Origin of the sequence: Brevundimonas sp. (assembly GCF_013912005.1) — a bacterium.
In the GTDB taxonomy this organism is placed as follows: Bacteria; Pseudomonadota; Alphaproteobacteria; order Caulobacterales; family Caulobacteraceae; genus Brevundimonas.
In genome coordinates this window covers 246,851-269,506 of record NZ_JACESB010000001.1, presented here as the reverse complement: position 1 = coordinate 269,506, position 22,656 = coordinate 246,851, and the positions used below count along the sequence as shown (strand labels likewise).

At 72.4% G+C, this 22,656-nt stretch carries 19 protein-coding genes and 2 tRNA genes; 13 read left to right on the top strand and 8 right to left on the bottom strand.

All coding sequences use genetic code 11. The features are described 5' to 3' along the window. Positions 1-24: 24 nt before the first annotated feature. Complete coding sequence (locus H2038_RS01400; protein WP_292108664.1) at positions 25-198, top strand: hypothetical protein; 174 nt, start codon at positions 25-27, stop codon at positions 196-198. Positions 199-236: 38 nt separating this feature from the next. Here the strand turns inward: H2038_RS01400 and H2038_RS01395 are convergent. Then, positions 237-310 (bottom strand) — tRNA-Cys (locus H2038_RS01395). Positions 311-422: 112 nt separating this feature from the next. Between H2038_RS01395 and H2038_RS01390 the strand changes: the two genes are divergently transcribed. From H2038_RS01390 to H2038_RS01370, 5 genes are all read left to right on the top strand, one after another. Next, complete coding sequence (locus tag H2038_RS01390; RefSeq protein WP_292108663.1) at positions 423-1,052, top strand: protein-L-isoaspartate O-methyltransferase; 630 nt, start codon at positions 423-425, stop codon at positions 1,050-1,052. A gap of 112 nt (positions 1,053-1,164) precedes the next feature. Next, on the top strand, positions 1,165-2,646 hold the full coding sequence (locus H2038_RS01385; protein ID WP_292108662.1) for a TolC family outer membrane protein: 1,482 nt from the start codon (positions 1,165-1,167) through the stop codon (positions 2,644-2,646). A gap of 144 nt (positions 2,647-2,790) precedes the next feature. After that, a complete protein-coding gene (locus H2038_RS01380; protein ID WP_292108661.1) occupies positions 2,791-3,438 on the top strand; it encodes a DUF2497 domain-containing protein in 648 nt (215 codons plus the stop codon). Positions 3,439-3,540: 102 nt separating this feature from the next. After that, positions 3,541-6,255, top strand: a complete 2,715-nt coding sequence (locus H2038_RS01375) for a valine--tRNA ligase (protein WP_292108660.1) — start codon at positions 3,541-3,543, stop codon at positions 6,253-6,255. A gap of 4 nt (positions 6,256-6,259) precedes the next feature. After that, the gene (locus H2038_RS01370; protein WP_292108659.1) at positions 6,260-7,024 is read left to right on the top strand and encodes a TlyA family RNA methyltransferase; all 765 of its coding nucleotides are present in this window, start codon (positions 6,260-6,262) and stop codon (positions 7,022-7,024) included. A gap of 185 nt (positions 7,025-7,209) precedes the next feature. Here H2038_RS01370 and H2038_RS01365 read toward each other — a convergent pair whose 3' ends face one another. Beyond that, entirely contained in the window at positions 7,210-7,827 is a 618-nt protein-coding gene (locus H2038_RS01365; RefSeq protein WP_292108658.1) for a glycine zipper 2TM domain-containing protein, read from the bottom strand. Positions 7,828-7,997: 170 nt separating this feature from the next. On the opposite strand from H2038_RS01365, the gene H2038_RS01360 reads away from it, so the two are divergent. The 4 genes from H2038_RS01360 to H2038_RS01345 all read left to right on the top strand — a co-directional run bounded on the left by H2038_RS01360 (position 7,998) and on the right by H2038_RS01345 (position 12,399). After that, positions 7,998-9,239, top strand: a complete 1,242-nt coding sequence (locus H2038_RS01360) for an RNA methyltransferase (RefSeq protein WP_292108748.1) — start codon at positions 7,998-8,000, stop codon at positions 9,237-9,239. A gap of 73 nt (positions 9,240-9,312) precedes the next feature. Continuing rightward, the gene (locus tag H2038_RS01355) at positions 9,313-10,011 is read left to right on the top strand and encodes a DUF305 domain-containing protein (protein ID WP_292108657.1); all 699 of its coding nucleotides are present in this window, start codon (positions 9,313-9,315) and stop codon (positions 10,009-10,011) included. Beyond that, positions 10,008-11,819 carry a hypothetical protein gene (locus tag H2038_RS01350; RefSeq protein ID WP_292108656.1) on the top strand — a complete coding sequence of 604 codons (1,812 nt, stop codon included), beginning with the start codon at positions 10,008-10,010 and terminating at the stop codon, positions 11,817-11,819. Before H2038_RS01355 ends, H2038_RS01350 begins: the two co-directional genes overlap by 4 nt. Positions 11,820-11,844: 25 nt before the next feature. After that, positions 11,845-12,399, top strand: a complete 555-nt coding sequence (locus tag H2038_RS01345; protein WP_292108655.1) for a hypothetical protein — start codon at positions 11,845-11,847, stop codon at positions 12,397-12,399. Positions 12,400-12,415: 16 nt separating this feature from the next. On the opposite strand, the gene H2038_RS01340 is transcribed toward H2038_RS01345, so the two are convergent. The 3 genes from H2038_RS01340 to H2038_RS01330 all read right to left on the bottom strand — a co-directional run bounded on the left by H2038_RS01340 (position 12,416) and on the right by H2038_RS01330 (position 15,414). Then, entirely contained in the window at positions 12,416-13,489 is a 1,074-nt protein-coding gene (locus H2038_RS01340; protein WP_292108654.1) for a PA0069 family radical SAM protein, read from the bottom strand. A gap of 147 nt (positions 13,490-13,636) precedes the next feature. Further along, positions 13,637-13,721 (bottom strand) — tRNA-Leu (locus tag H2038_RS01335). A gap of 85 nt (positions 13,722-13,806) precedes the next feature. After that, positions 13,807-15,414 carry an amino acid permease gene (locus H2038_RS01330; protein WP_292108653.1) on the bottom strand — a complete coding sequence of 536 codons (1,608 nt, stop codon included), beginning with the start codon at positions 15,412-15,414 and terminating at the stop codon, positions 13,807-13,809. Between the two features lie 186 nt (positions 15,415-15,600). On the opposite strand from H2038_RS01330, the gene hrpB reads away from it, so the two are divergent. Then, a complete protein-coding gene (hrpB, locus tag H2038_RS01325; RefSeq protein WP_292108652.1) occupies positions 15,601-18,036 on the top strand; it encodes an ATP-dependent helicase HrpB in 2,436 nt (811 codons plus the stop codon). Positions 18,037-18,040: 4 nt separating this feature from the next. On the opposite strand, the gene H2038_RS01320 is transcribed toward hrpB, so the two are convergent. Next, positions 18,041-18,859, bottom strand: a complete 819-nt coding sequence (locus tag H2038_RS01320) for a M23 family metallopeptidase (RefSeq protein WP_292108651.1) — start codon at positions 18,857-18,859, stop codon at positions 18,041-18,043. Beyond that, positions 18,856-19,527, bottom strand: coding sequence for a hypothetical protein (locus H2038_RS01315; RefSeq protein WP_292108650.1), 672 nt, complete (start codon positions 19,525-19,527; stop codon positions 18,856-18,858). The genes H2038_RS01320 and H2038_RS01315 overlap by 4 nt, the downstream gene beginning before the upstream one ends. A 101-nt stretch (positions 19,528-19,628) precedes the next feature. On the opposite strand from H2038_RS01315, the gene chrA reads away from it, so the two are divergent. Further along, positions 19,629-20,825 (top strand): chromate efflux transporter, encoded by a 1,197-nt coding sequence (gene chrA, locus H2038_RS01310; RefSeq protein ID WP_292108649.1) that lies wholly within the window; start codon positions 19,629-19,631, stop codon positions 20,823-20,825. 77 nt (positions 20,826-20,902) lie between these two features. On the opposite strand, the gene H2038_RS01305 is transcribed toward chrA, so the two are convergent. Next, on the bottom strand, positions 20,903-21,478 hold the full coding sequence (locus H2038_RS01305) for a hypothetical protein (RefSeq protein WP_292108648.1): 576 nt from the start codon (positions 21,476-21,478) through the stop codon (positions 20,903-20,905). 195 nt (positions 21,479-21,673) lie between these two features. On the opposite strand from H2038_RS01305, the gene rpsB reads away from it, so the two are divergent. Further along, positions 21,674-22,585: a 30S ribosomal protein S2 gene (rpsB, locus tag H2038_RS01300; protein WP_292108647.1), complete on the top strand. Its 912-nt coding sequence runs from the start codon at positions 21,674-21,676 to the stop codon at positions 22,583-22,585. Positions 22,586-22,656: the final 71 nt, after the last annotated feature.

Sequence of the window (22,656 nt, the reverse complement as noted above, 5' to 3'; positions counted from 1 at the left end):
GCGATTAACGCTTTGTACACCTTGATGAACCGCCCCGCTTGTGGCGTCGTGGCCGCGTCCGGGGGAGTGCAGGCCATGTTCGGCGGAGTCTTCGAGTTCATCCATCGCAACGGGCGCGCCGCGCTCGTCGTCAGCCTTGTGGCGGCGGCGGTCGGCGCCGCGAGCGCCGTCGGCTGGATCACCGCGCCCGTCCCCTGAGGGGGAGGCCGGGCCTGTCGGGGCGGGGAGACTCGCGATGGAGGCCTGAGCCGGAATCGAACCGGCGTACACGGATTTGCAGTCCGCTGCGTAACCACTCCGCCATCAGGCCGCGGACCGCGTGAAACGGCCGCGCCATCGCGAGGCGCGTTCGCTATCAGATCGGATTGTCCGCCGCAACGCGCAGACTTATAAGCGCGCCAGATTTCAGCAGGACAGCTCCCATGGATTACGCCGCCGCCCGCAAACTGATGGTCGACAGCCAGGTGCGGGTGAACGACGTCACCGACCGCGCCCTTCAGGCGGCGCTGCTGGCGGCGCCGCGCGAGCGGCTGCTCCCGCCGGACCGGGCCTTCGCCGCCTACGCCGAGGTCGAGCCGGAGGTGGCCGCCGGCCGCCGCCTGATGCTGCCGCGCGATGTGTCCAAGCTCCTGATGGCCGTCGCCGCCCGGCCGGGCGAGCGGGCCCTGTCGATCGCCGGTCCCTATGCGGCCGTGGTGCTGGCCCGCATGGGGCTCGAGGTCACCGCCCAGGAAGCGGACCGCGCGGTCTTCGACGTCGCCGGGCCGGTGCTGGCGGAGGAGGGCGTGACCGCCCGGGTCGCGCCGCTGGCGGAGCCGGTCGGGGAGGGCTGGGACGTCATCGTTTCGGAGGCGGCTGCGCCGGTGCGACCGGAGGCCTGGATCGCGGCGCTCAAGGTCGGCGGCCGCCTGGCCGTGGTCGAGCGCAGCGGGCCGACGGGCAAGGCGGTGCTCTACGTCCGCGGCGAGCAGGGCGTCTCGCGCCGGGAGCTTTTTGACGCGGCCCCGCCGGTGCTTGCGGAACTCGCGCCGGAACCCACCTTCGCCCTGTAGCGGGGGCGCAGCCCACGGGTGAAAAAAACTTAACTGGCGCGAGCGCAATGCCTCCCGCATCAGGCCTATGGGATACGAAGGGGCGCGGATCCCGCGCCAGGCAGGAATCGAAATGCTGAAACGTTCACGCGCGCTCGCCTCGGTCGCCGCCATCGCCGTGCTCTGCGGCGCCGGCGCGCCGGCCTGGGCCGACACGCTCCAGGAAGCGATCGCGCTGGCCTATCGCACCAATCCGACCCTGCTCGCCCAGCGCGCCAACCAGCGGGCGCTCGACGAATCGATCGTGCAGGCGCGGGCCGGGCTGCGGCCGACGCTGAGCGTGACCGTCAGCGGCGACTACGCCCGCGACTATGCCGACACTGCGCTCGACCCCGACAGCGACGGCGCCGCCGCCAGCATCGGCCTGTCGCAGACGCTCTGGTCCGGCGGCCGCGTCGGCCACGGCATCACCGCCGCCGAGGCCGAGATCCTCGCCGGGCGCGAGAACCTGCGCGAGATCGAACAGTCGGTGCTGGCCTCGGTGATCCAAGCCTACGCCGACGTGATCCGCGACGTCGAGGTGCTGCGCATCCGCCAGGCCAACCTGTCGGTCCTGCAGCGTCAGCTGGAGGAATCCACCGCCCGGTTCGAGGTCGGCGAGATCACCCGCACCGACGTCGCCCAGTCCGAGGCCCGGCTGGCCCAGTCGGAGGCCGACCTGGCCAACGCCCAGGCCCAGCTGTCCACCTCGCGCGCCATCTACGCCGCCGTCGTCGGCCAGGCGCCCGGGGATCTGGCGCCGATGCCGGAGCTGCCGGGCGTTCCGGCCGACTTCGACAGCGCCCTCGACGTGGCGCTGGTCGACAACCCCTCGATCCGGGCCGCGATCTTCACCCTGCGCGCCGCCGAGGCGAATGTGGCGGCGGCCCGCGCCGAGTACATGCCTTCGGTGCGCGCCACCGCCAGCTACGGCGGGGCCAACGCCGACTTCGACCGCTTCGGCGACATCGCCGACAACACCCGGCTGACCGCCGGCGCCACCCTGTCGGTGCCGCTGTTCACCGGCGGGCTCAACGCCTCGCGCGTCGCCGCCGCCCTCGAGCGGGCCAACGCCGCCCAGATCAACGTCGAAGGCGAGAACCGCAACGCCCTGCAGGCGGTCAGCTCGGCCTACGCCCAGGCCATCTCGGCCCGCGCCACCCTGCAGGCGGGCGAGGAGGCGGTGCGCGCCGCCACCGTCGCCGCCGAGGGCGTGCGCCAGGAGGCCCAGGTCGGCCTGCGCACCACGCTCGACGTGCTGAACGGCGAGCTGGAGCTGCGCAACGCCGAGGTCACCCTCGCCAGCGCCCGCCGCAACCAGTACGTCGCCCAGGCCAACCTGCTGGCGGCCATGGGCCGGCTGGAAGGCCCGGACCTGGACCCGACGCTGGAGACCTACGATCCGGCCGCCAACTACCAGCGGGTCCGCAACCGCGGGGCCCTGCCGTGGGACGGCGTGCTGGAAAGCCTCGACCGGGCGGTCGCGCCGCCGATCACCCCGGCCGCCGACCAGGCCGATGCGCCGATCGACGCCCAGCTGAAGGCCGAAGTGGTGCGCACCGCGCCGCAGGACTGACGCCGCCGGTCGCCCGCGAGGCGAAAAACGCCCGTTGATTCCGAGGGGCGTTGATGCGACGACAGGCTGCGGGGAGGGGTCCCCTCCACGCCTGTGCCAGATCGACATGTCCGTGCGCGGATGCGTGCGTCCCGGGGATTCGCCATGACCGACCAGACCGCCCAGGAACCGACGATGGAGGAAATCCTGGCGTCGATCCGCCGGATCATCTCCGAGGACGACGCGCCGGCGGAAACGGCTCCCGCTGCGGCGCCGGAGCCGGCGGCCGAGCCGGAGCCGGCCGCGCCGGAGGTCTCGCCGGCGATGATGGACGAGACCCCCTCGGTCCAGGAGCCGGCCGCCTCCGAAGAGGACGTGCTGGAGCTGACCGACACCTGGGAAGCGCCGGCGGCTGAAATGATCGGCGACCTCGACGTCTCGCCGGCCGAGGACGATCCCTTCCCGGTCGACGACACTCCGCCCGGCGGGTCCGCCTTCGAATCGGACGCCGGGGCGCACGCCCCGGAGCCCTCCGCCAGCGCCGGCGGCGGCTACGACGCCCTGGTGGGGGAGAGCGCGGCGGCCAGCGCCGCCTCGGCCTTCGCCGGCCTCGCCTCATCCCTGCGCAAGCCGGAGCCGGCCAGCGCCCCGCGCGGTCCTGACCTGAGCTTCGCCAGCGGCTCGACCATCGAGGCCATGGTCGCCGAGATGCTGCGCCCGATGCTGAAGGACTGGCTCGACGCCAACCTGCCCGGCATCGTCGAGGAACAGGTACGCAAGGAAGTGGAACGCATCGCCCGCTCGGCCGGCTGACCCTCCCTGATCGACGACATCACGGGGCGGCTCCGCGAGGCGGGGCCGCCCTTTTCCTTTGCGGCGCTGGACAGCGCCGCCCTCATCCCCGAAACGAAGCCCATGCTCGACAAGACCTTCGACCCCCAGGCCGCCGAACCCCGCCTCTATGCGCAGTGGGAGGCCTCGGGCCTGTTCGGCCCCCGTCAGGACACCGCCGCCGGCGCCTATTCGATCGTCATCCCGCCGCCGAACGTGACCGGCTCGCTGCACATCGGCCACGCGCTGAACAACACCCTGCAGGACATCCTCGCCCGCTATCACCGGATGAAGGGCAAGGCGGTGCTGTGGCTGCCCGGCACCGACCACGCCGGCATCGCCACCCAGATGGTGGTCGAGCGCCAGCTGGCGGCGCAGGGCAATGTCGGCCGCCGCGACATGGGCCGCGAGGCCTTCGTCGCGAAGGTCTGGGAATGGAAGGCCGAGAGCGGCGGAACCATCGTGCGCCAGCTGCGCCGGCTGGGCGCCTCCTGCGACTGGAGCCGGGAGCGCTTCACCCTCGACGAGGGGCTGAACGCCGCCGTCCGCAAGGTCTTCGTGCGGCTGTACCGCGAGGGGCTGATCTACCGCGACAAGCGGCTGGTGAACTGGGACCCGCATTTCCAGACCGCCATCTCGGACCTGGAGGTCGAGCAGCGCGAGGTCGACGGCTTCTACTGGCATTTCGCCTATCCGCTGGCGGACGGCGTCACCTATGAGCACCCGATCGCCTTCGACGAGGACGGCAAGGCGACGGAATGGGAGACGCGCGACTTCATCGTCGTCGCCACGACCCGGCCGGAAACCATGCTGGGCGACACCGGGGTGGCGGTGCACCCGGACGACGCGCGCTATGCGGGTCTGGTCGGCAAGGAGATCGACCATCCCATCACCGGCCGCCGCATCCGCATCGTCGCCGACGACTACGCCGACCCGGCCAAGGGTTCGGGGGCGGTGAAGATCACGCCGGCGCACGATTTCAACGACTTCGGGGTCGGAAAGCGCACCGGACTTGAAGCCTTGAACGTGCTCGACGCCTTCGCCCGGATCACCAACGCCGATACGCCCGACGTGCCCGCCGAGTACTGCGGCCTTGACCGCTTCGAGGCGCGCAAGGCCATCGTCGCGCGCGCCGAGGCCGAGGGCTGGCTGAAGGAGATCGAGAAGACCCGCCACGTCGTCCCGCACGGCGATCGTTCCGGCGTGGTCATCGAGCCGTGGCTGACCGACCAGTGGTACGTCGACGCCCACACCCTGGCCCAGCCCGCCATCAAGGCGGTGGAGCAGGGCGACACCGTGTTCGAGCCGAAAAGCTACGAGAAGATCTACTTCGAGTGGCTGCGCAACATCGAGCCGTGGTGCATCTCGCGCCAGCTGTGGTGGGGGCACCGCATCCCGGCCTGGTACGACGCGGACGGCAACATCTACGTCGGCGAGACCGAGGAGGAGGTCCGCGCCCAGGCCGGCGGCCGCGAGCTGCGCCAGGACGAGGACGTGCTCGACACCTGGTTCAGCTCGGCCCTGTGGCCGTTCTCGACCATGGGCTGGCCGGAGAAGACGGAGGACCTCGAGCGCTTCTACCCGACCTCCGACCTGGTGACGGCGGCCGATATCATCTTCTTCTGGGTCGCCCGGATGATGATGATGGGACTTCACTTCATGGATGAAGTTCCCTTCCGACGGGTGATCATCAACGGCCTGGTCCGCGACGAGAAGGGCCAGAAGATGTCGAAGTCCAAGGGCAACGTCATCGACCCGCTCGGCATCATTGACGAGCTGGGGGCGGACCCGCTGCGCTTCACCATGGCCATCCTGTCGGGTACACGCGACATCAAGTTGTCGAAGCAACGTATTGAAGGCTATCGGAACTTCGGCACCAAGCTGTGGAACGCCGCCCGTTTCGCCCAGATGAACGAGGCGGTCCGGATCGAGGGCTTCGACCCGGCCGGCGTGCAGCAGACCATCAACCGCTGGATCCGCGGAGAGCTGACGAAGGCCGAGCGCCAGGTGTCGGCGGCGCTGGAGGGCGGGCGCTTCGACGACGCCGCGGCGGCCCTGTATCGCTTCGTCTGGAACGTCTTCTGCGACTGGTACCTCGAACTGGCCAAGCCGGTGTTCCAGGGGGCGGACGAGGCGGCGAAGGCGGAAACCCGGGCGATGACCGCCTGGACGCTCGACCAGACGCTCAAGCTGATGCACCCGGTGATGCCCTTCATCACCGAGGAGCTGTGGGCCCAGACGGCGAACGACGGCGCCGCGCGCGACGAGCCTCTGCTGATCGGCGCGGCCTGGCCCGCGCTTCCGGACGGCTTCGTCGATGCGGCGGCCGAGGCCGAGATCGGCTGGCTGGTCGACCTGGTCACTGAAATCCGCCAACTGCGGGCCGAGATGAACGTGCCGCCGTCGGCCAAGCCGCCGCTGGCCTTCGTCACGCCCGACGCGACGACGGCGGGGCGGATGGATCGTCACCGCGACCTGATCCTGACCCTCGGCCGCGTCGCGGAGCTGACGGCGGCGGACAGCGCGCCCTCCGGGGCGGTGACCTTCGTCTCGGGCGGGGCCACCGCGGCCCTGTCGCTGGCGGGGATCATCGACCTGGCGGCCGAGCGCGCGCGGCTGGAGAAGGAGATCGCCGCCTTCGACAGCGACATCGGCCACGTCAACAAGAAGCTGGGCAACCCGAACTTCGTCGCCCGCGCCGCCCCCGAGGTGGTCGAGGAGCAGCGCGAGAAGCTGGCCGCCGCCGAGGCGGGGAAGGCGAAGCTGCAGGCGGCGCTGGCCCGGCTGGAAGGGCTGTGAGGCCTTGAAGACCCGCCTCGACCAGTTGCTGGTCGCGCGCGGGCTGGCGGAGAGCCGGGCGCGGGCGCGGGCGGCGATCGAGGCCGGCGGCGTGACCGTCGACGGCGCGCCCGCGAAGGCCGCCTCGCAGGCGGTGTCGGAGGATGCGGAGCTCGTCTTCGTCGACGCCCACGACTTCGTCAGCCGGGCGGCGCTGAAGCTCGACCACGCCCTGTCGATGTGGCCGGTCGCGGTCGAGGGGCGGACCGTGCTCGACGTCGGCGCCTCCACCGGCGGCTTCACCGAGGTCTGTCTGCGGCGCGGGGCGGACCGGGTCTATGCCGTCGACGTGGGGCAGGGGCAGCTGCACCCCCGCATCGCCGGCGATCCGCGCGTGGTCGATCTCGAGAAGACCGACGCCCGCATGCTGACCCCCGCCTTGCTGCCCCGGGCCCCCGGGCTCGTCGTCTGCGACGCCAGCTTCATCGGCCTCGCCAAGGTCCTGCCGGCGGCGCTGGCGCTCGCCGCGCCCGGCGCCGACCTTGTCACCCTGGTCAAGCCGCAGTTCGAGATGGAGCGGCGCGCCGACGTCGGCCGGGGCGGGGTGGTGCGCGACCCGGAGGCCCGGCAGGCGGCCCTCGACCGCGTCAGCGGCTGGCTGGAGGAACAGGGCTGGGCCGTACAGGCGACCGCAGAGAGTCCGATCCCCGGCGGGGACGGCAACCGGGAGTGGCTGCTATGGGCCCGGGCCAGGCAGGCGGCAGGCGGCAGGCGGCAGGCAGCAGATTGAGCCTCGCCTTCTGCAGACAGGTCGGCCTGACGTCCGCTGCAAGCCGGCGCCGCTGACGCCTGTCGCCTGCGGCCTGACGACTGCCTCCGGAAATGGAAAGACCCCCGGCGGATCTCTCCACCGGGGGCCTCCGTCACGTCGCCGATCGACAGGGGGGCTGAAAGATAATCGGCGCCGCGATCTCGTCAGTAGTCGTTGCAGACTTCCTGGTAGCGGGTGACCAGCCGACCGTTCCAGTCGCGGGTCTCGTAGCGGACGGTGCGGCAGCCGTAGCTGGTTTCGCGACGGTCGTAGCCGTAACGGCTGTCATAGCTGTAGCGGCTGTCGTAGCTGTACCGGTCATCATACCGGTAGCGGTCGTCGGAGCGGTACCGGTCATCGTAGCCGTACCGGTCGTCGCCGTAGTAGCCGCGATCGTCGTAGCCGCGATAACCGGAGCGATCATAGTAGCGCTCGCACTCGCGGCCGGAGTCGCGACCGACGCTGCCGCCGATCACCGCGCCCAACACGCCGCCGAGAACCGAGCCCTCGGTGCGCCGGCCGCGGGCGGCCAGCTGCGAACCGGCCACCGCGCCGACTCCGGCGCCGATGGTCGCGCCCGCCGCGGTGCGCTGGTTGCGGTCGCTGCGGCAATAGTCGTAGCCGCCGTACCGGTCGTCGTAGCGATACCGGTCGTCATAGCGGTCGTACGATCCGTAGCGGTCGCCCTGGTAGCTGTAGGCCTGGGCCGAAGCCGGGGCAGGGGCCGTCATCAGTCCCGCGGCCGCGACTGCGGCGGCGCCGAGGGCGGCCTTGCGGGTCATGGAAACGTTCATCGACCTGGTCCTCGAAAAGGTTAATCCGATGGCCGAACGGTTCGGCCCCCTGTCTGTTGCATCGCTTGTAGGCTCCGCCGCCTGAACGGCCTTTGAGCGGGTCGTTCATCTTCGTTCAGGTTTCGCCGGGCGCCGCGGTCGGCTAGGAGCGGCCGATGATCCAGACGCTGACGATCGCCCGGGTGGCCGCCCAGGGAGACGGCGTGGCCGAGACCGCCGACGGTCCCGTGTTCGCGCCCCTGACCCTGCCGGGCGAGGTGGTGCGCGGGGAGGTGCGCGAGGGACGGCTCGAGGCGGCGGAGATCGTCGTCCCCAGCCCGGATCGCGTCGCCCCGGCGTCCCCGCATTACGGCGACTGCGGCGGCTGCTCGCTGCAGCACTGGGCCGCGGAGCCGTATCTCGGCTGGAAGCGTGAACAGGTGCGCCTGGCTCTGGGCCGGGAGGGGCTCGATGCGGAGGTGGAGCCGGTCGTGCCGACGCCGCCCGGAGTCCGGCGCAGGCTGGCGCTGCACGCCCGTCGCGGGCCCGACGGCCGCGTCCTGCTGGGCTTCAAGGCGCGCCGGAGCTGGCGGCTGGTCGAGGTGACGGCCTGTCCCATCGCCGATCCGCGGCTCGTCGCCGCCTTTCCCGCCCTGGCCCGGGTGGCGGAGCCCTTCCTCGAGCACCCGAAGTCGGCCCCGACCCTGCACGTCACCTGGGCCCTCGACGGGCTGGACGTCGACGTCACCGGGGTGGAGCGGCGCACCGGGGGCCTGTCGCGCGATGCGCAGATGCGCGCCATCGAGGCGGCGGCCGCCGCCGACCTGGCGCGGCTCAGCCTCGCCGGCGAGACCCTGGTCATGGCCCGCCAGCCGAGGATCGCCTTCGGACCGGCCGTCGTACCCCTGCCGGCCGGCGGCTTCCTGCAGGCCTCGCCCCCGGCGGAGGCGGCCATGGTCGAACGCGCCGTGGCGGCGGTGAAGGGCGCGCGCAAGGTCGCGGACCTGTTCTGCGGCGCCGGGGCCTTCACCTTCCCGCTGGCGGAGGTCGCGCCGGTGCTGGCCGCCGACGGCTCTGCGGCGGCGATCGCGGCGCTGAAGGCCGGCGTCGGCTCGGCCCGGCGGCTCAAGCCCGTCGAGGCGCAGGCGCGGGACCTGTTCCGCCGTCCGCTGGCGCCGTACGACCTGCGCGGCTGCGACGCCGTGGTGCTCGACCCGCCGCGGGCCGGCGCCCTCGACCAGACGCGGCAGCTGCCGGGCACGAAGGCGGAGACCGTCGTCTACGTCTCGTGCAACCCGGCCACCTTCGCCCGCGACGCCCGGGAGCTGGTCGCGGCCGGTTTCCAGGTGCAGTCGGTGACGCCGATCGACCAGTTCCTGTGGTCGGCGCATATCGAGCTGGTGGCCGTGTTCCGGCGCTGACCAGTTTCAGCTTGGCGGCTGCGCGTTTCGCGCCCTAGTGTGCCCGAACGTCAGCGTCCGGAGCCGCCCAGCCTTGCAGATCCTTTCGGGACTTCTCGCGGCGGCGAGCCTCGCCGGCGCAGCGCCGGCCCCGCAGACGCCCCCGATCTTCCAGCCCGGCGCGCCCGGTCAGCCGGCGCGGGTGATGAGCGCCGCGGACTCGGTGGAATTGAGCCGCACCGGCTTCACCGCCGACGACGTCCGCTTCATGCAGCACATGCTGGTCCACCACGCCCAGGCGGTGGAGATGGTCGAGCTTCTGCGCGTTCACGGGGCCGATTCCCGGGTGCGCCGGCTGGGCGAACGGATCGCCCTCAGCCAGGAAGCCGAGATGGCGCTGATGCGCGACTGGCTCGTGGCGCGCAGCCAGCCGACCGAGGCCGCGGATCTGCACGCCGGTCACGCGGGCCATGGGGGCCACGCCGGCCATGGCGCGCCCGGCGCGGCGGCCTCCGACGTCCCGCTGATGCCCGGCATGCTCTCGCCCGCGCGAATGCAGGCGCTGGCGGCGGCGCGCGGCCCGGCCTTCGACCGTCTGTTCCTCGAGGGCATGATCCGGCACCACCAGGGCGCTCTCGACATGGTCGACGGCCTGATGGCCATCCCGGGCGCCGGCGAGGACACCCTGCTGTCCGACTTCCTCGGCTCGGTTGTCGCCGACCAGGCGGCCGAAATCCTGCGCATGCAGTCCCTGCTCTCCGACCTGAACCCCACGCCCCAGGAGCGGCCATGATCGTTCGCAACCTTCTGCTTTCCACCGTCGCCGTGGCCGGCGTGCTGATCGCCTCGGCGGCGTCCGCCCAGACGGCCGATCCGCGCCCGACCCTGACGGCGGGGCTGCGCGACGCCGGGCGCGCCGCCTCGGGGCTCGAGCTGGAGCACTCCGTCGCTCCGCCGCCCGGCTTCTTCGATCCCGAGGCCATCTTCGCTCCGCCGACGCGCCGGTCCGAAGGCCAGGCCGCCCCCGCGGAGCCGCCGGCGCGGCCGCGCTACAGCCCGCTGGCCCTCGCCAACAGCGACATGGCCCTGTCCAACGGCCGGCTGTTCGTCGGCAGCTTCCACGGCTTCAACGCCTACGATCTGAGCGGGACTGGCGCCCCGGCGCTCGTCCTGTCCGTGGTGTGCCCGGGCGGACAGGGCGACGTCTCGATCCACGGCGACCTGCTGTTCATGTCGGTGGAGCAGAACCGCGCCCGCCTGGACTGCGGCACGGCCGACGCCGAGGGCGAGGTCAACGCCGAACGCTTCCGCGGCATCCGCATCTTCGACATCTCGGACCTGAATGCGCCGCGCCAGATCGCCGCCGTGCAGACCTGCCGCGGCTCGCATACGCACACCCAGGTCCCGCACCCGACCGACCCGAACATCCTCTACATCTACAACTCGGCCACCTCCGGCGTGCGAAAGACGGAGGAGCTGGACATCTGCTCAAGCGGCGAACCCGGCGAAAATCCGGAGACCGCCCTCTATTCGATCGACGTGATCGAGGTGCCGCTCGACGCGCCGGAGCGGGCGGCGATCGTCAACCGGCCGCGCATCTTCGCCGACCGCGAGACGGGCCAGATCGCCGGCCTGTGGCGCGGCGGCGCGGCCGGGCTGGCCAGCCAGCGCACGGCCCAGACCAACCACTGCCACGACATCACCGTCTATCCGGAGCTCGCGCTCGCCGCCGGGGCCTGCAGCGGCAACGGCATCCTGCTCGACATCTCGGGCCCGGAGAACCCGGCCCGCATCTCCGAGTTGTTCGACGCGGACATGGCCTACTGGCACTCGGCGACCTTCAACAATGCCGGCGACCGGGTGGTCTTCACCGACGAGTGGGGCGGCGGCACCAGCCCCCGTTGCCGCGCCGAGGATCCGTCGAACTGGGGCGCCAACCTGGTGGCGACGATCGAGAACCGGCAGCTGAAGGGCCAGAGCTTCTTCAAGCTGCCCGCGGCGCAGGGGGCGTCGGAGAACTGCGTCGCCCACAACGGCAATCTGATCCCCGTCCCGGGCCGCGACCTGATGGTCCAGGCCTGGTACCAGGGCGGGGTGTCGGTGATGGACTTCACCGATCCGGCGCACCCGAAGGAGATCGCCTGGTTCGACCGCGGGCCGATCGACGCCGACCGGCTGATGATCGGCGGCGCCTGGTCCGCCTACTGGTTCAACGGCCGCATCTACGCGAGCGAGATCGCGCGCGGCCTCGACGTGCTGAAGCTGGTCCCCGGGGAGCACCTCTCGGCGGCCGAGATCGCCGCCGCCGAGGCCGTCACGGCCGAGGTGGTCAACCCGCAGACGCAGACGCGGATCGTCTGGCCCGACAGCCCGGACGTGGCCCAGGCCTATCTCGACCAGCTCGCCCGCGGCGCGGCGCTGGAGGCGGGACTGGCCGCCCGGGCGCGGGCGGCCGTGGAGAGCTGGCGGGCCGGCGGCGACGCCGGCGACGCCGGCGCCCTGTCGCAGGCCTTGGCCGCCGCGGCCGGGCGCACGACAGGCCCTGACAAGGCGCGTCTCACCGCGCTGGCCGCGCTGTTCGGCCGCCGCGCCGGCGGCTGACGGCGCGCGCCGGGGAGGGAAGAGGATGCGCCTGTCCGTTCTGATCGCCGCTCTCGCGTTCGCCGCCGCGCCGGCGGCCGCCGCCCAGGTCCCCGCGCCGCCCGCGGCGGCGGCCCCGACCGCCGCGCCGGCCGACGTCGCCTCGCCCGAGGCGATCGTCGCCGCCCTCTACGAGGTGATCTCCGGCGACGCCGGTCAGGCGCGCGACTGGGACCGCTTCCGCTCGTTGTTCCACCCGACGGCGCGCCTGATGCCGTCGGGGACCGACCGCGAGGGGCGCGGCGTGGTCCGCTCGGTCACCCCCGACGAGTACATCGCGCGCAGCGAGCCCTTCCTGCTTCGCGAGGGCTTCCACGAGCGCGAGATCGCCCGCCGCAGCGAGCGGTTCGGCCGCATCCTGCACGTCTGGTCGACCTACGAGACCCTGCACAGCCGGGTCGACGCCGAGCCCTTCGCGCGCGGGATCAACAGCATCCAGCTATTCCACGACGGCCAGCGCTGGTGGATCCTGTCGGTCTACTGGCAGGCGGAGACGTCGGAGACGCCGCTTCCGCCCGCCTACCTGCCCGCGGCGGGCTGAGGGCCGCGGCCGGCGCTCAGGCGGCGTCGAACAGGTCGAGCTGACGGCGCGCGTCGGCCGGTACGCGGAAGCGGCTGACGTCGAGCGCCGCGCGGGGGCCGTCCAGACCGTACCGCCGGGTCGCGGCGCGGAAGCGGGCGGCGATCAGCTCGGCCACCGGGCCCTCGCCCTTCATCCGGTGCGACCATTCGGGGTCGTAGTCGCGTCCGCCGCGCGTCTGGCGGACCAGCGACATGACCCGGGCGGCGCGCTCGGGGCGGGCGTCGGCCAGCCATTCGCGGAACAGGTCCTTGATCTCCAGCGGCAGCCGCAGGGTCACATACATGGCCGAGGTCGCGCCGGCCTTGGCCGCCGCCTCCAGCACCGACTCCAGCTCGTGGTCGTTCAGCCCCGGGATCACCGGCGCGAAGCCGACCCCGACAGGGCACCCGGCCTCGGCCAGGCGCGAGATCGCCTCCAGCCGCTTCGCCGGGGTCGAGGCCCGCGGCTCCATCGCCCGGGCCAGCTTGCGGTCGAGGGTGGTGATGGAGACCAGGGCCGAGGCCAGTCCCTCGCGGCCCATGGCGCCGAGGATGTCGGCGTCGCGGGCGATCAGCACCGACTTGGTGATGATGCTGAGCGGATGGTTGAAGCGCTGCAGCACCTCGAGCACCGCCCGGGTCGACTTCAGCTCGCGCTCGACCGGCTGGTAGGGGTCGGTGTTGCCGCCGATGTGGATGTGCCGGCAGACGTAGCGCGGTTTCGACAGCTCCCGCTCCAGCAGGGCGGCCGCCTCGGGCTTCCAGAACAGCCGGCTCTCGAAGTCGAGGCCCGGGGACAGGCCCATGTACGCATGCGCGGGTCGGGCATAGCAGTAGATGCAGCCGTGCTCGCAGCCGCGATAGGGGTTGATCGAGCGGTCGAAGCCCACGTCGGGGCTGGTGTTGCGGGTGATGATGGTCCGCGCCCGCTCCGGCGTCAGCGTGGTGCGCAGCGGCGCCGCTTCGGCGTCCTCCGACGTCCACCCGTCATCGAAAGTCTCCCTCGTGACCGGCTCATAGCGCCCCGTCGCATTGGTGCGCGCGCCCCGTCCCTTCGCTGCTTCGGCCATGCGGGCAGGATAGCAGCACCGCAGAACAAAACAAGAACCTGCAGCGTCGGACGGTCGCGAGGCGGAGGGACTGACCGCCTCTTCATCGCCCCGCTTCGCCGCCGGCCGGCGAACCTGTCCTGCGAAGCCCGTCGGGGCGAGGCAGGATGGTGCGGATGAGAGGACTCGAACCTCCACGCCTCGCGGCGCTGGAACCTAAATCCAGTGCGTCTACCAGTTCCGCCACATCCGCAGGTCCGCCTCCGCCTGTAGGGCAGGGCGCAACAAAGCGAAAGGCCCGGGATCGCTCCCGGGCCCTTGCCAGCGCTGATCGAGGATCAGTTCCTGTGGTCGTCCGTCGGCGACGGCGCGCCGGGCATCGGCGGCACCGGCCCGTGCGGCGCATCGGGATCCAGCTCCGGCACGTCCACAATGCCCCGGCCGACGTGGCTCTTGCGGATGCCGTACAGCAGGTAGATCACCAGGCCGATGCCGCCCCAGATCGGCAGCACCATCTTGGCGTCGTGCGGCAGGTTCCAGAACAGGGCGGCGCAGCCGAAGGCCGACAGCGGCGCGATGATCCAGACGAACGGCGTCCGGAACGGACGGCGGCGGTGAGGATCCTTCACCCGCAGCATCAGCACGGCGACCGACACCATGAAGAAGGCGAACAGGGTGCCCGAGTTCGAGATGTCGGCCAGCTGGCCGACCGGGAACAGGGCCCCGGCGATGGCCACGGCGATGCCGGTGAAGATGGTCACCACATAGGGCGTCTTCCACTTCGGGTGGACCTTGGCCAGGCCTTCCGGCAGCAGGCCGTCGCGCGCCATCACGAAGAAGATGCGGGTCTGGCCGTAGATCATCATGAGGATGACCGAGGGCAGGGCCAGCATGGCGGCGGTGCCGAGCGCGTTGCCGACGGCCGGGTAGTTGATCTCGCGCAGCACGTGGGCGAGGGCTTCGTTCGAGCACACCAGGCGATTGGCGTTCTCGGCCAGCTGGCAGGCGGCGATGAAGCCCGGCGAGCCCGGCTGGACCGCTTCGCCGGCCGAGCCGAGCACCGGCTGGGCGCCGATGGCCCCGACCGCGCCGGCCGCGACCAGCAGGTAGAAGATGGTGCAGATGGCCAGCGAGCCGATCAGGCCGATGGGCACGTTGCGTTGCGGGTTCTTGGTCTCTTCCGCCGCCGTCGAGACGGCGTCGAAGCCGACGTAGGCGAAGAAGATCGAGGCCGCGGCGCCGATGATGCCCATGCCCGAGGACTCGCCGAACAGGCCGTTGGGCGCGAAGGGCGTGAAGTTGCCGGTCTTCAGGACCGGCAGGGTCAGGACGATGAAGGCGGTCAGGGCGGCGACCTTGATCGCCACCAGGGCGGCGTTGACGCGCGCCGATTCCGTGGTGCCGATCATCAGCAGCAGGGTCACGGCCAGGGCCACCACGATGGCCGGAACGTTGACGATGCCGACCGAGAAGTCAGGGGTCGGGATCCAGCCGTTCATGCTCCACGCCGGCCCGGCCTGCAGCAGGTCTGGCCAGTCGAATCCCATGGCGTTCTCGATCAGGCCCAGCACATAGCCGGACCAGCCCACCGACACGGCCGAGGCCGCCACGGCGTATTCGAGAATCAGCGCCCAGCCGACCATCCAGGCCAGCAGTTCGCCCATGACGGCGTAGGTGTAGGTGTAGGCCGAGCCCGACACAGGGGCCATCGAGGCCAGTTCCGAGTAGCAGAGCGCGGCGACGGCGCAGACCGCGCCGGCGATCACGAACGACCACATCATCCCCGGCCCGGCCTTCTGCGCCGCCGCGGCGGTCAGCACGAAGATGCCGGTGCCGATGATGGCGCCGACGCCCAGCAGGGTCAGCTGGACCGGGCCCAGCGAGCGATGCAGTGATTTCTTCTCGGCCGTGGCCAGGATGGCGTCGAGCGACTTAACGCGCCACATGAATGTCCCCTCCGACTTACAGCCTGATGCTGTTTTCGGCGCGGACGCTAGCGGCGCCTGTCCGCGCTGGCAACGCGGTTTCCGAAGGGTGAAGCTCCGACGACGCTTTCGTGAAAGCGGTCGTTGCGGCCAGGGCGCAGAAAATTCCGGCGCCCGAGGGCTGACCTTCGCGCTATCTGGGCCGCAATGCTCCCGATCCACGCCGTCCTCGAACCGCTGAAATCCGCCCTCGCGGACTGGCCTGCGGTCGTGCTCGCCGCGCCGCCCGGGGCCGGCAAGACCACGGTCGTGCCGCTGGCGCTGCTGGACCAGCCGTGGCTGGCGGACGGCAAGGTGCTGGTGCTGGAGCCGCGGCGGCTGGCCGCCCGCGCCGCCGCCGACCGCATGGCCGCCACGCTGGGAGAGCGGGCCGGAGAGACGGTCGGCTACCGCACCCGGCTGCAGAGCCGCATCGGCCCGGCCACCCGCATCGAGGTGATCACCGAGGGCGTCTTCACCCGCATGATCCTGGACGATCCGGGGCTGGAGGGCGTCGGCGCCGTCCTGTTCGACGAATTCCACGAGCGCAGCCTCGACGCCGATCTCGGCCTGGCGCTGGCGCGGGAGAGCCAGCAGCTGCTGCGTGACGACCTGCGCCTGCTGGTCATGTCGGCCACCCTCGACATCGCCGGCGTCTCGCGCCTGCTGGCCGACGCCTCGGGACAGACGGCGCCGGTGATCGAGGCCGAGGGGCGGATGTTCCCGGTCGAGACCCGCCACCTTGGCCGTAATCCGGCCGAGCGCTTCGAGGAGGCCATGGCCCGCGCGATCCGCCAGGCGCTGGCGGAGGAGGGCGGCTCCATCCTCGCCTTCTTCCCGGGACAGGGGGAGATCCACCGCACGGCGCGGCTGCTGGCCGACCGCCTGCCGGGCGACGTCGACCTCGCCCCCCTCTACGGCGCCCTGGACAAGGCGGAGCAGGACCGCGCCGTCGAACCGGCGTCGCCCGGTCGCCGAAAGGTGGTGCTGGCCACCTCGGTGGCGGAGACGAGCCTGACCATCGAGGGGGTGCGGGTGGTGATCGACGGCGGCCTGTCGCGGGTGCCCCGGTTCGATCCGGCCAGCGGCCTGACCCGGCTCGCCACCGTTCGCGTCAGCCGCTCCTCGGCCGAGCAGCGCCGCGGCCGCGCCGGCCGCACGCAGCCCGGCGTCTGCTACCGCCTGTGGGACGAGGAACAGACCCGCGGCCTCGTCCCGCACCAGCGGCCGGAGATTCTCGAGGCCGACCTGACGGCCTTCGCCCTCGATCTCGCCCGCTGGGGCGCCCGTGCGCCCGACTCTCTCGCCCTGCTCGATCCGCCCCCCGCCGGCGCCTTCGCCGAGGCGCGCAACGTGCTGGCCCGGCTCGGGGCGCTGGACGCGGAAGGGGCGCTCACCGGCCACGGCCGCCGCCTGACTGGCATCGCCCTGCCGCCCCGGCTGGCGCACATGGTCGCGGCGGCGTCCGACCAGGGCGACGCCCTCATGGGCGCGCGGATCGCCGCCGTGCTGTCGGAGCCCGGCCTCGGCGGGACCGACGTCGACCTGCGCGAGCGGCTGCGGGCGCTGGACCGGGATCGTTCGCCCCGGGCCCGCGACGCCCTGAAGCTGGCGGACCGCTGGGCCCGCAGCGCCGGGGCCGGGCAGGGCGGCGAGGTCGATCCCGGCGCCCTGCTGGCCGAGGCCTTTCCGGAGCGGGTGGCGCGGGCGCGCGGCAAGCCGGGCGAGGTGCGGCTGGCCTCCGGGCGCGGCGCCTTCATGGACCCGCACGAGCCGCTGGCCCGCGAGCCGTGGCTGGCGGCGGCGGAGCTGGGCGGCGGGGACGCCCGGGACCGCATCCGCCTCGCCGCGCCGGTGGACCTCGTCGACCTCGAACACCGCATCGAGGTCGAGGACCGGCTGTCGCGCGAACCGTCGGGGCGGATGACGCTGAAACGGGTCCGCCGGATCGGCGCCATCGTCGTCGACGAGAAGGAGATGGGCCGTCCCGACCGCGCCGCGGTCACCGCCGCGCTTGAGGCCGAGGTCGAACGCGACGGGCTGAACGGCCTGCGCTGGGGCGAACGCGCCGCCGCCCTGCGCGCCCGGCTGGCCTTCCTGCGCACGCTGGACGACGCCTGGCCCGACGTCAGCGATGCGGGGCTGTTCGCAGCCCGCGACGCCTGGCTCAGGCCGCTGCTGGCCGAGGCGCAGGCGCTCGACGCCATCCCGGACGCCGCCCTGGAGCAGGGCCTGCGCGCCCTGGTGCCGTGGGATCGCCAGCGGGCGCTGGACGAGCTGGCGCCCGCCCGGCTGCAGACGCCGCTCGGCTCGGCCGCGATCGACTACGCCGCCGAGGGCGGGCCGCGCGTCGACATCCGGGTGCAGGAGCTGTTCGGCGTCACCAGCCACCCGAGCGTCGGCGGCGGTCGCGTGCCCCTGACCCTGGCCCTGCTGTCCCCCGCGCGCCGGCCGATCCAGATGACGAAGGACCTGCCCCGCTTCTGGGCCGGCTCGTGGAAGGACGTGCGCGCCGAGATGCGCGGCCGCTATCCGAGGCACCCCTGGCCGGAGGATCCCGCCGTCGCCGAGGCGACCAGCCGGGCCAAGCCGCGCGGAACCTGACCCGTCAGGCGGCCCCGTTCAGCAGCCTGCCGTAGCTGTCCACCAGGCTCGGATAGGTCGGCACGAACATGACCGTCGGCCCGCTCCCCGTGTCCACCGGCGCCTTGATCTCGAAATGCAGGTGGATGGTGGTGGCCGAGCCGCCGAAGTCGGCCGACACCTTGCCCAGGGTCTGGCCGCGCGCGACCGTGCGCGAGGCCGCGTCCGGGTGCAGGGCGTGCACCCCGGCCATGTCCATGTGCAGGTAGCGGTAGATGCGGCCGGAGTCGCCCAGCAGGGTGACGGTGTAGCTGCCGATCGAGGTGATCCGCCCGTTCTCGGCGGCGACCACCTCGTGCACCTTCTTCTCGCAGCTGGCCGGACGGATGTCCTGCCCCTGATGGCCGCGTCCGGCCGGGCACATGCCGTTGGTCCACGAGCGCGTCTCGCAGAAATTGTCCCGCCACGGATAGCTGTAGTTCCGCGGGTCGCATTGACCGCCGGGCCCCGGCGCCGCGAAGCCGCCGTAGCCGTAGACCTGGGAGTTGGCGTAGGCCGGAGCCGCCTTCATCGGAAAGCGCATGCCCGCCGCCCAGACGGTCGGGTCCGTGGCCCCGCTGCCCGACCCGGGGGCGAGGCCGCCGGGCGGCTCGTGCGGCCAGTCGACCGGCTCGGGCTCCGGCGGCGTCTCGGGCGGCGGTTCGGCCGGCGGCCCGGAGGGGCCGACCGCATCCCCGGGGGCCGGCGGCGGGCCCTTCTCCGGCCCGGGAGTCGTCCCGTCGCAACCGGTCGGCGAACAGGCGGTCAGCAGCAGCAGGGCCGCCAGCGACGCCGGCCGTCTCACGCCCCGCCCCCGATCAGCACCAGACTGGCGGCGAAGGCCACCGCGTCGGCCTCGCCGCAGCCGGGCGCGCCCTGGCCGTCGCAGATGAAGCTGACGCTGTAGGCGGCGCCGAAGCGGCTGAAGGCGACGTCATGGCCGTACTCGGTCTGCTCGGTGCGAAGGTTCGCCAGCCCCGCCGCCTGCGCCCGCCGGGCCGCTGCGGCGGATCGCGCCGGGGCCCGGGCGACCGCGAGCCGCGCCGGGGCCGCCGTTCGCCCGGCCGCGCCCGGCGTCTGCGCCACGGGCGAGCGGAAGGCCTTGGTGCTTCCGTAGATCTCGATGACCTGCCCGCCGCGTTCGAGGCTCATCATGTAGTGGCGGTCGCCGGTGAACAGGCGGGCTGCGGCCAGCAGGGCCGGATCGGACGGGCCCAGCACCGGAACCGGCGACTCCGCGGCCAGCTGCAGCATCGCCGCGGTGCGCGAATCCTGCGCCATGACGCTCCGGATGCGCGCCGCCAGCGGATCCTGCCGCGCCCGCGCGAGCGCCGCCGCGTCCTCCCGCGACCGGGGCAGGTCGACCTGCACGGCGGCGACCGGCGACGGCGGCGGCGCCTGGGATGTGGCGACCCCCGCCAGGGCGGCGGCGGCCATCACGACGCCCGACAGGGCGGCTTGCACGCGGTTCATCTGAAGCCCCTCCCGGGAACAATATAGCGGCGTTACGCCAGGCTGGCGAGGCCGCATGCGGGGGCGGTGACGCCGGGCTCGGGGGAGGGCATAGGAGGCCGATGGCCGACGACGACCTGCGCCCGCCTCCGATCGGCCTTTGGCCCTTGTTCCTGCGCTTCCTGCGCTTCGGGGCGCTCGCCTTCGGGGGGCCGGTGGCGCAGATCGCCATGATCCGGCGCGAACTGGTCGAGCGGGACCGCTGGATGTCGTCCGCCCGGTTCAACCGGCTGCTGGCGGTGATGCAGGCCCTTCCGGGGCCCGAGGCGCACGAACTGTGCGTGCACATGGGCGTGCGGGCGCGGGGCCGCCGGGGCGGGCTGGTCGCCGGCCTCGGCTTCATGCTGCCGGGCTTCCTGCTGATGCTCGCCGCCGCCTGGGCCTGGTTCCGCTTCGACGTGGGGCAGGGGGCCCTGGCGCCGGCCCTGCTGGGGGCGCAGGCGGCGGTGATCGGGCTGATCGCCCGCGCCGTGGAGCGCATCGGCCGTCACATTCTTGTCGGCCGCAGCCTGTGGCTGGTCGCCGGGCTGGCCCTGCCGGCGACGCTGGCCGGCGTCCCGTTCTGGATCGTGCTCCCCGCCGGAGCCCTCGTTCATGGGCTGGCGGCGACCGGCCGCCGGGGCGCGGCCCTCGCAGCGCTGGCCCTGGCCGTCGGGATCTCCGCCCTCTGGCTCCTGCGCCCTGCCGCGCCGCAGGCTGTCGACGCCGTCGTCGCCGCGGCCGCGCCGGCTTCGGTCCTCGCCCTGTTCCTGACCGGCCTGAAGGCCGGCCTGCTGACCTTCGGCGGAGCCTACACCGCCATTCCCTTCGTCCGCGCCGACGTGGTTCCGCGCGGCTGGATGAGCGACGCGACCTTCCTCGACGGGGTGGTGATGGCCAAAGTCATGCCCGCGCCGCTGGTCATCTTCGCAACCTTCGTCGGCTACGCCGCCGGCGGCTTCCCCGGCGCGCTGGCCGTCACCGCCGGCGTCTTCCTGCCCGCCTTCGCCTTCTCGATGGTCCTCCACGACCGGCTGGAGCAGGTGGTCGGAACCCCGGCCGTTCACGCCGTGCTGGACGGCGTCGCCGGCGCCGTCGTCGGGGTGATCGCCGCCACGGTGTTCCAGCTCGCCGCGGGACTGGTCGATGAGGGGGCGGCCTGGCCGCTTGTGGTCATCGGCGGCCTCGCCGTCGTGGCCGCATCGACGCTGAAAGGGCGCTTCGCCGCCCCCCTGATCCTCGCCGCCGCCGCCGCGGCCGGCCAGTTGTGGCTCGGCTGAGAGCACCGGGCTGCGGACCATCTGCCGACATCGACCGGATGGAGGCGAAGGCGATGCGGGCCTCTGGCGAACGGAGCTCAGCCGTCGGTCGGCGGCGAGGTCGTCCAGCAGGCCTCCAGTCGACGGAGGGCCTCGCTCCACCAGCGTTCGACCGGCGTGTTGAGATTGCCTTCAAGCGTCATGGTCATGCGCGATCCGGTCGTCGCATCCCGGACATGGCTCCAGAACCGGTGATGCACGCCATCGAAGGTGAGGCCCCACCGGTCGTCTTCCCAACCCAGTCCCGGGACATCGATCCTCGCCGCCGGCATGCGCTCCATTCGCTGCAGCACCGGCGCGAGCGCCGGACAGCTTCTCGAGTCCGCCCAGACCACAGTCGTGCGGCCGGCGTCCGGGCCCAGTTCCTCGCCGAACGCGCGACGGACGATCCAGTGGCGAGTGGCGTTCGGCCACTCTCCCAGGGTGACGACATAGAAGCGATTGGCGGACCACGACCGGGACAGGGCGGCGGATGTCGTCACCCCCGCGAAGGCTTCGCGGCCCGGCCAGGGCTGGTGTCGGATATTGAGTTCGTCCGACGCAGCTTGGGCCGACGCCGCACCGGGCGAGCCCAGGGTCAAGGCGACGGCGAGGATCAGGCTTTTCTGGCTCATGCCGGAACATCCGGCTTGTGGGGCGCAGGGGCAAGGCAACCTTGCTTTCAGCCCGCAACTCGCCTAGAGACCGCGCGCACTTCGCACGCGGGCGTGGCGCTTCCGGGGGAGACATCCCCGGCGGCTCCGTTCCGAGGGACCATCCGGTCCTTTAACCGTCCGCGCAACGTCTATCGGAAAAAGGACAAGACGATCATGGCTCTGCCTGAATTCTCCATGCGTTCGCTGCTGGAAGCCGGCGCGCACTTCGGCCACCAGACCCACCGCTGGAACCCGAAGATGGAGCGCTACATCTTCGGCGCGCGCTCCAACATCCACATCATCGACCTGTCGCAGTCGATCCCGCTGATGCACCAGGCGCTGGTCGCCGTGCGCGACGTCGCCGCCAAGGGCGGCCGCGTGCTGTTCGTCGGCACCAAGCGCCAGGCCGCCGACCCGGTCGCCGAGGCCGCCAAGCGCTGCGCCCAGTACTACATGAACAATCGCTGGCTCGGCGGCACCCTGACCAACTGGAAGACCGTGTCGGGCTCGATCGCCCGCCTGCGCGAGCTGGACTCCCTGCTGGAGTCGGGCGGCGAGGGCCGCGTCAAGCGCGAGCTGCTCAGCCTGCAGCGCGAGCGCGACAAGCTGGAAGCCTCGCTGGGCGGCATCAAGGACATGGGCGGCATCCCCGACATCATGTTCGTGATCGACACCAACAAGGAAGCGATCGCGATCCAGGAAGCGCGCAAGCTGAACATCCCGATCATCGCCATCCTCGACACCAACTGCGATCCGGACGGCATCACCTATCCGATCCCGGGCAACGACGACGCCGCCCGCGCCATCCAGACCTACTGCGACCTGATCGCCGACGCCGTCCTCGACGGCCTGGCCTCGGGCGCCGCGGCCTCGGGCATCGACCTGGGCGCTTCGGAAGCCCCGGTCGAGCCGATGCTGCGCGAGGCCGAAGCCCCGAAGGCTGAAGCCGAGGCCGCCCCGGCCGGCACGGAAGGCGTCGCCGCCGAGATGGAAGCGGCCGCCGAGCCGGCCGTCGCCGACGAGGCCGCCCAGGAGGCGACCGCCGAAGCGAACGACGCCGTCGAGACCGAGAAGGCCACGGGCTGATCGCCCGACGGCCCTCCGGCGAGGGTCGTGCGTGACTGACACACGGCCGGGCTAACAACCCGGCCGTACCC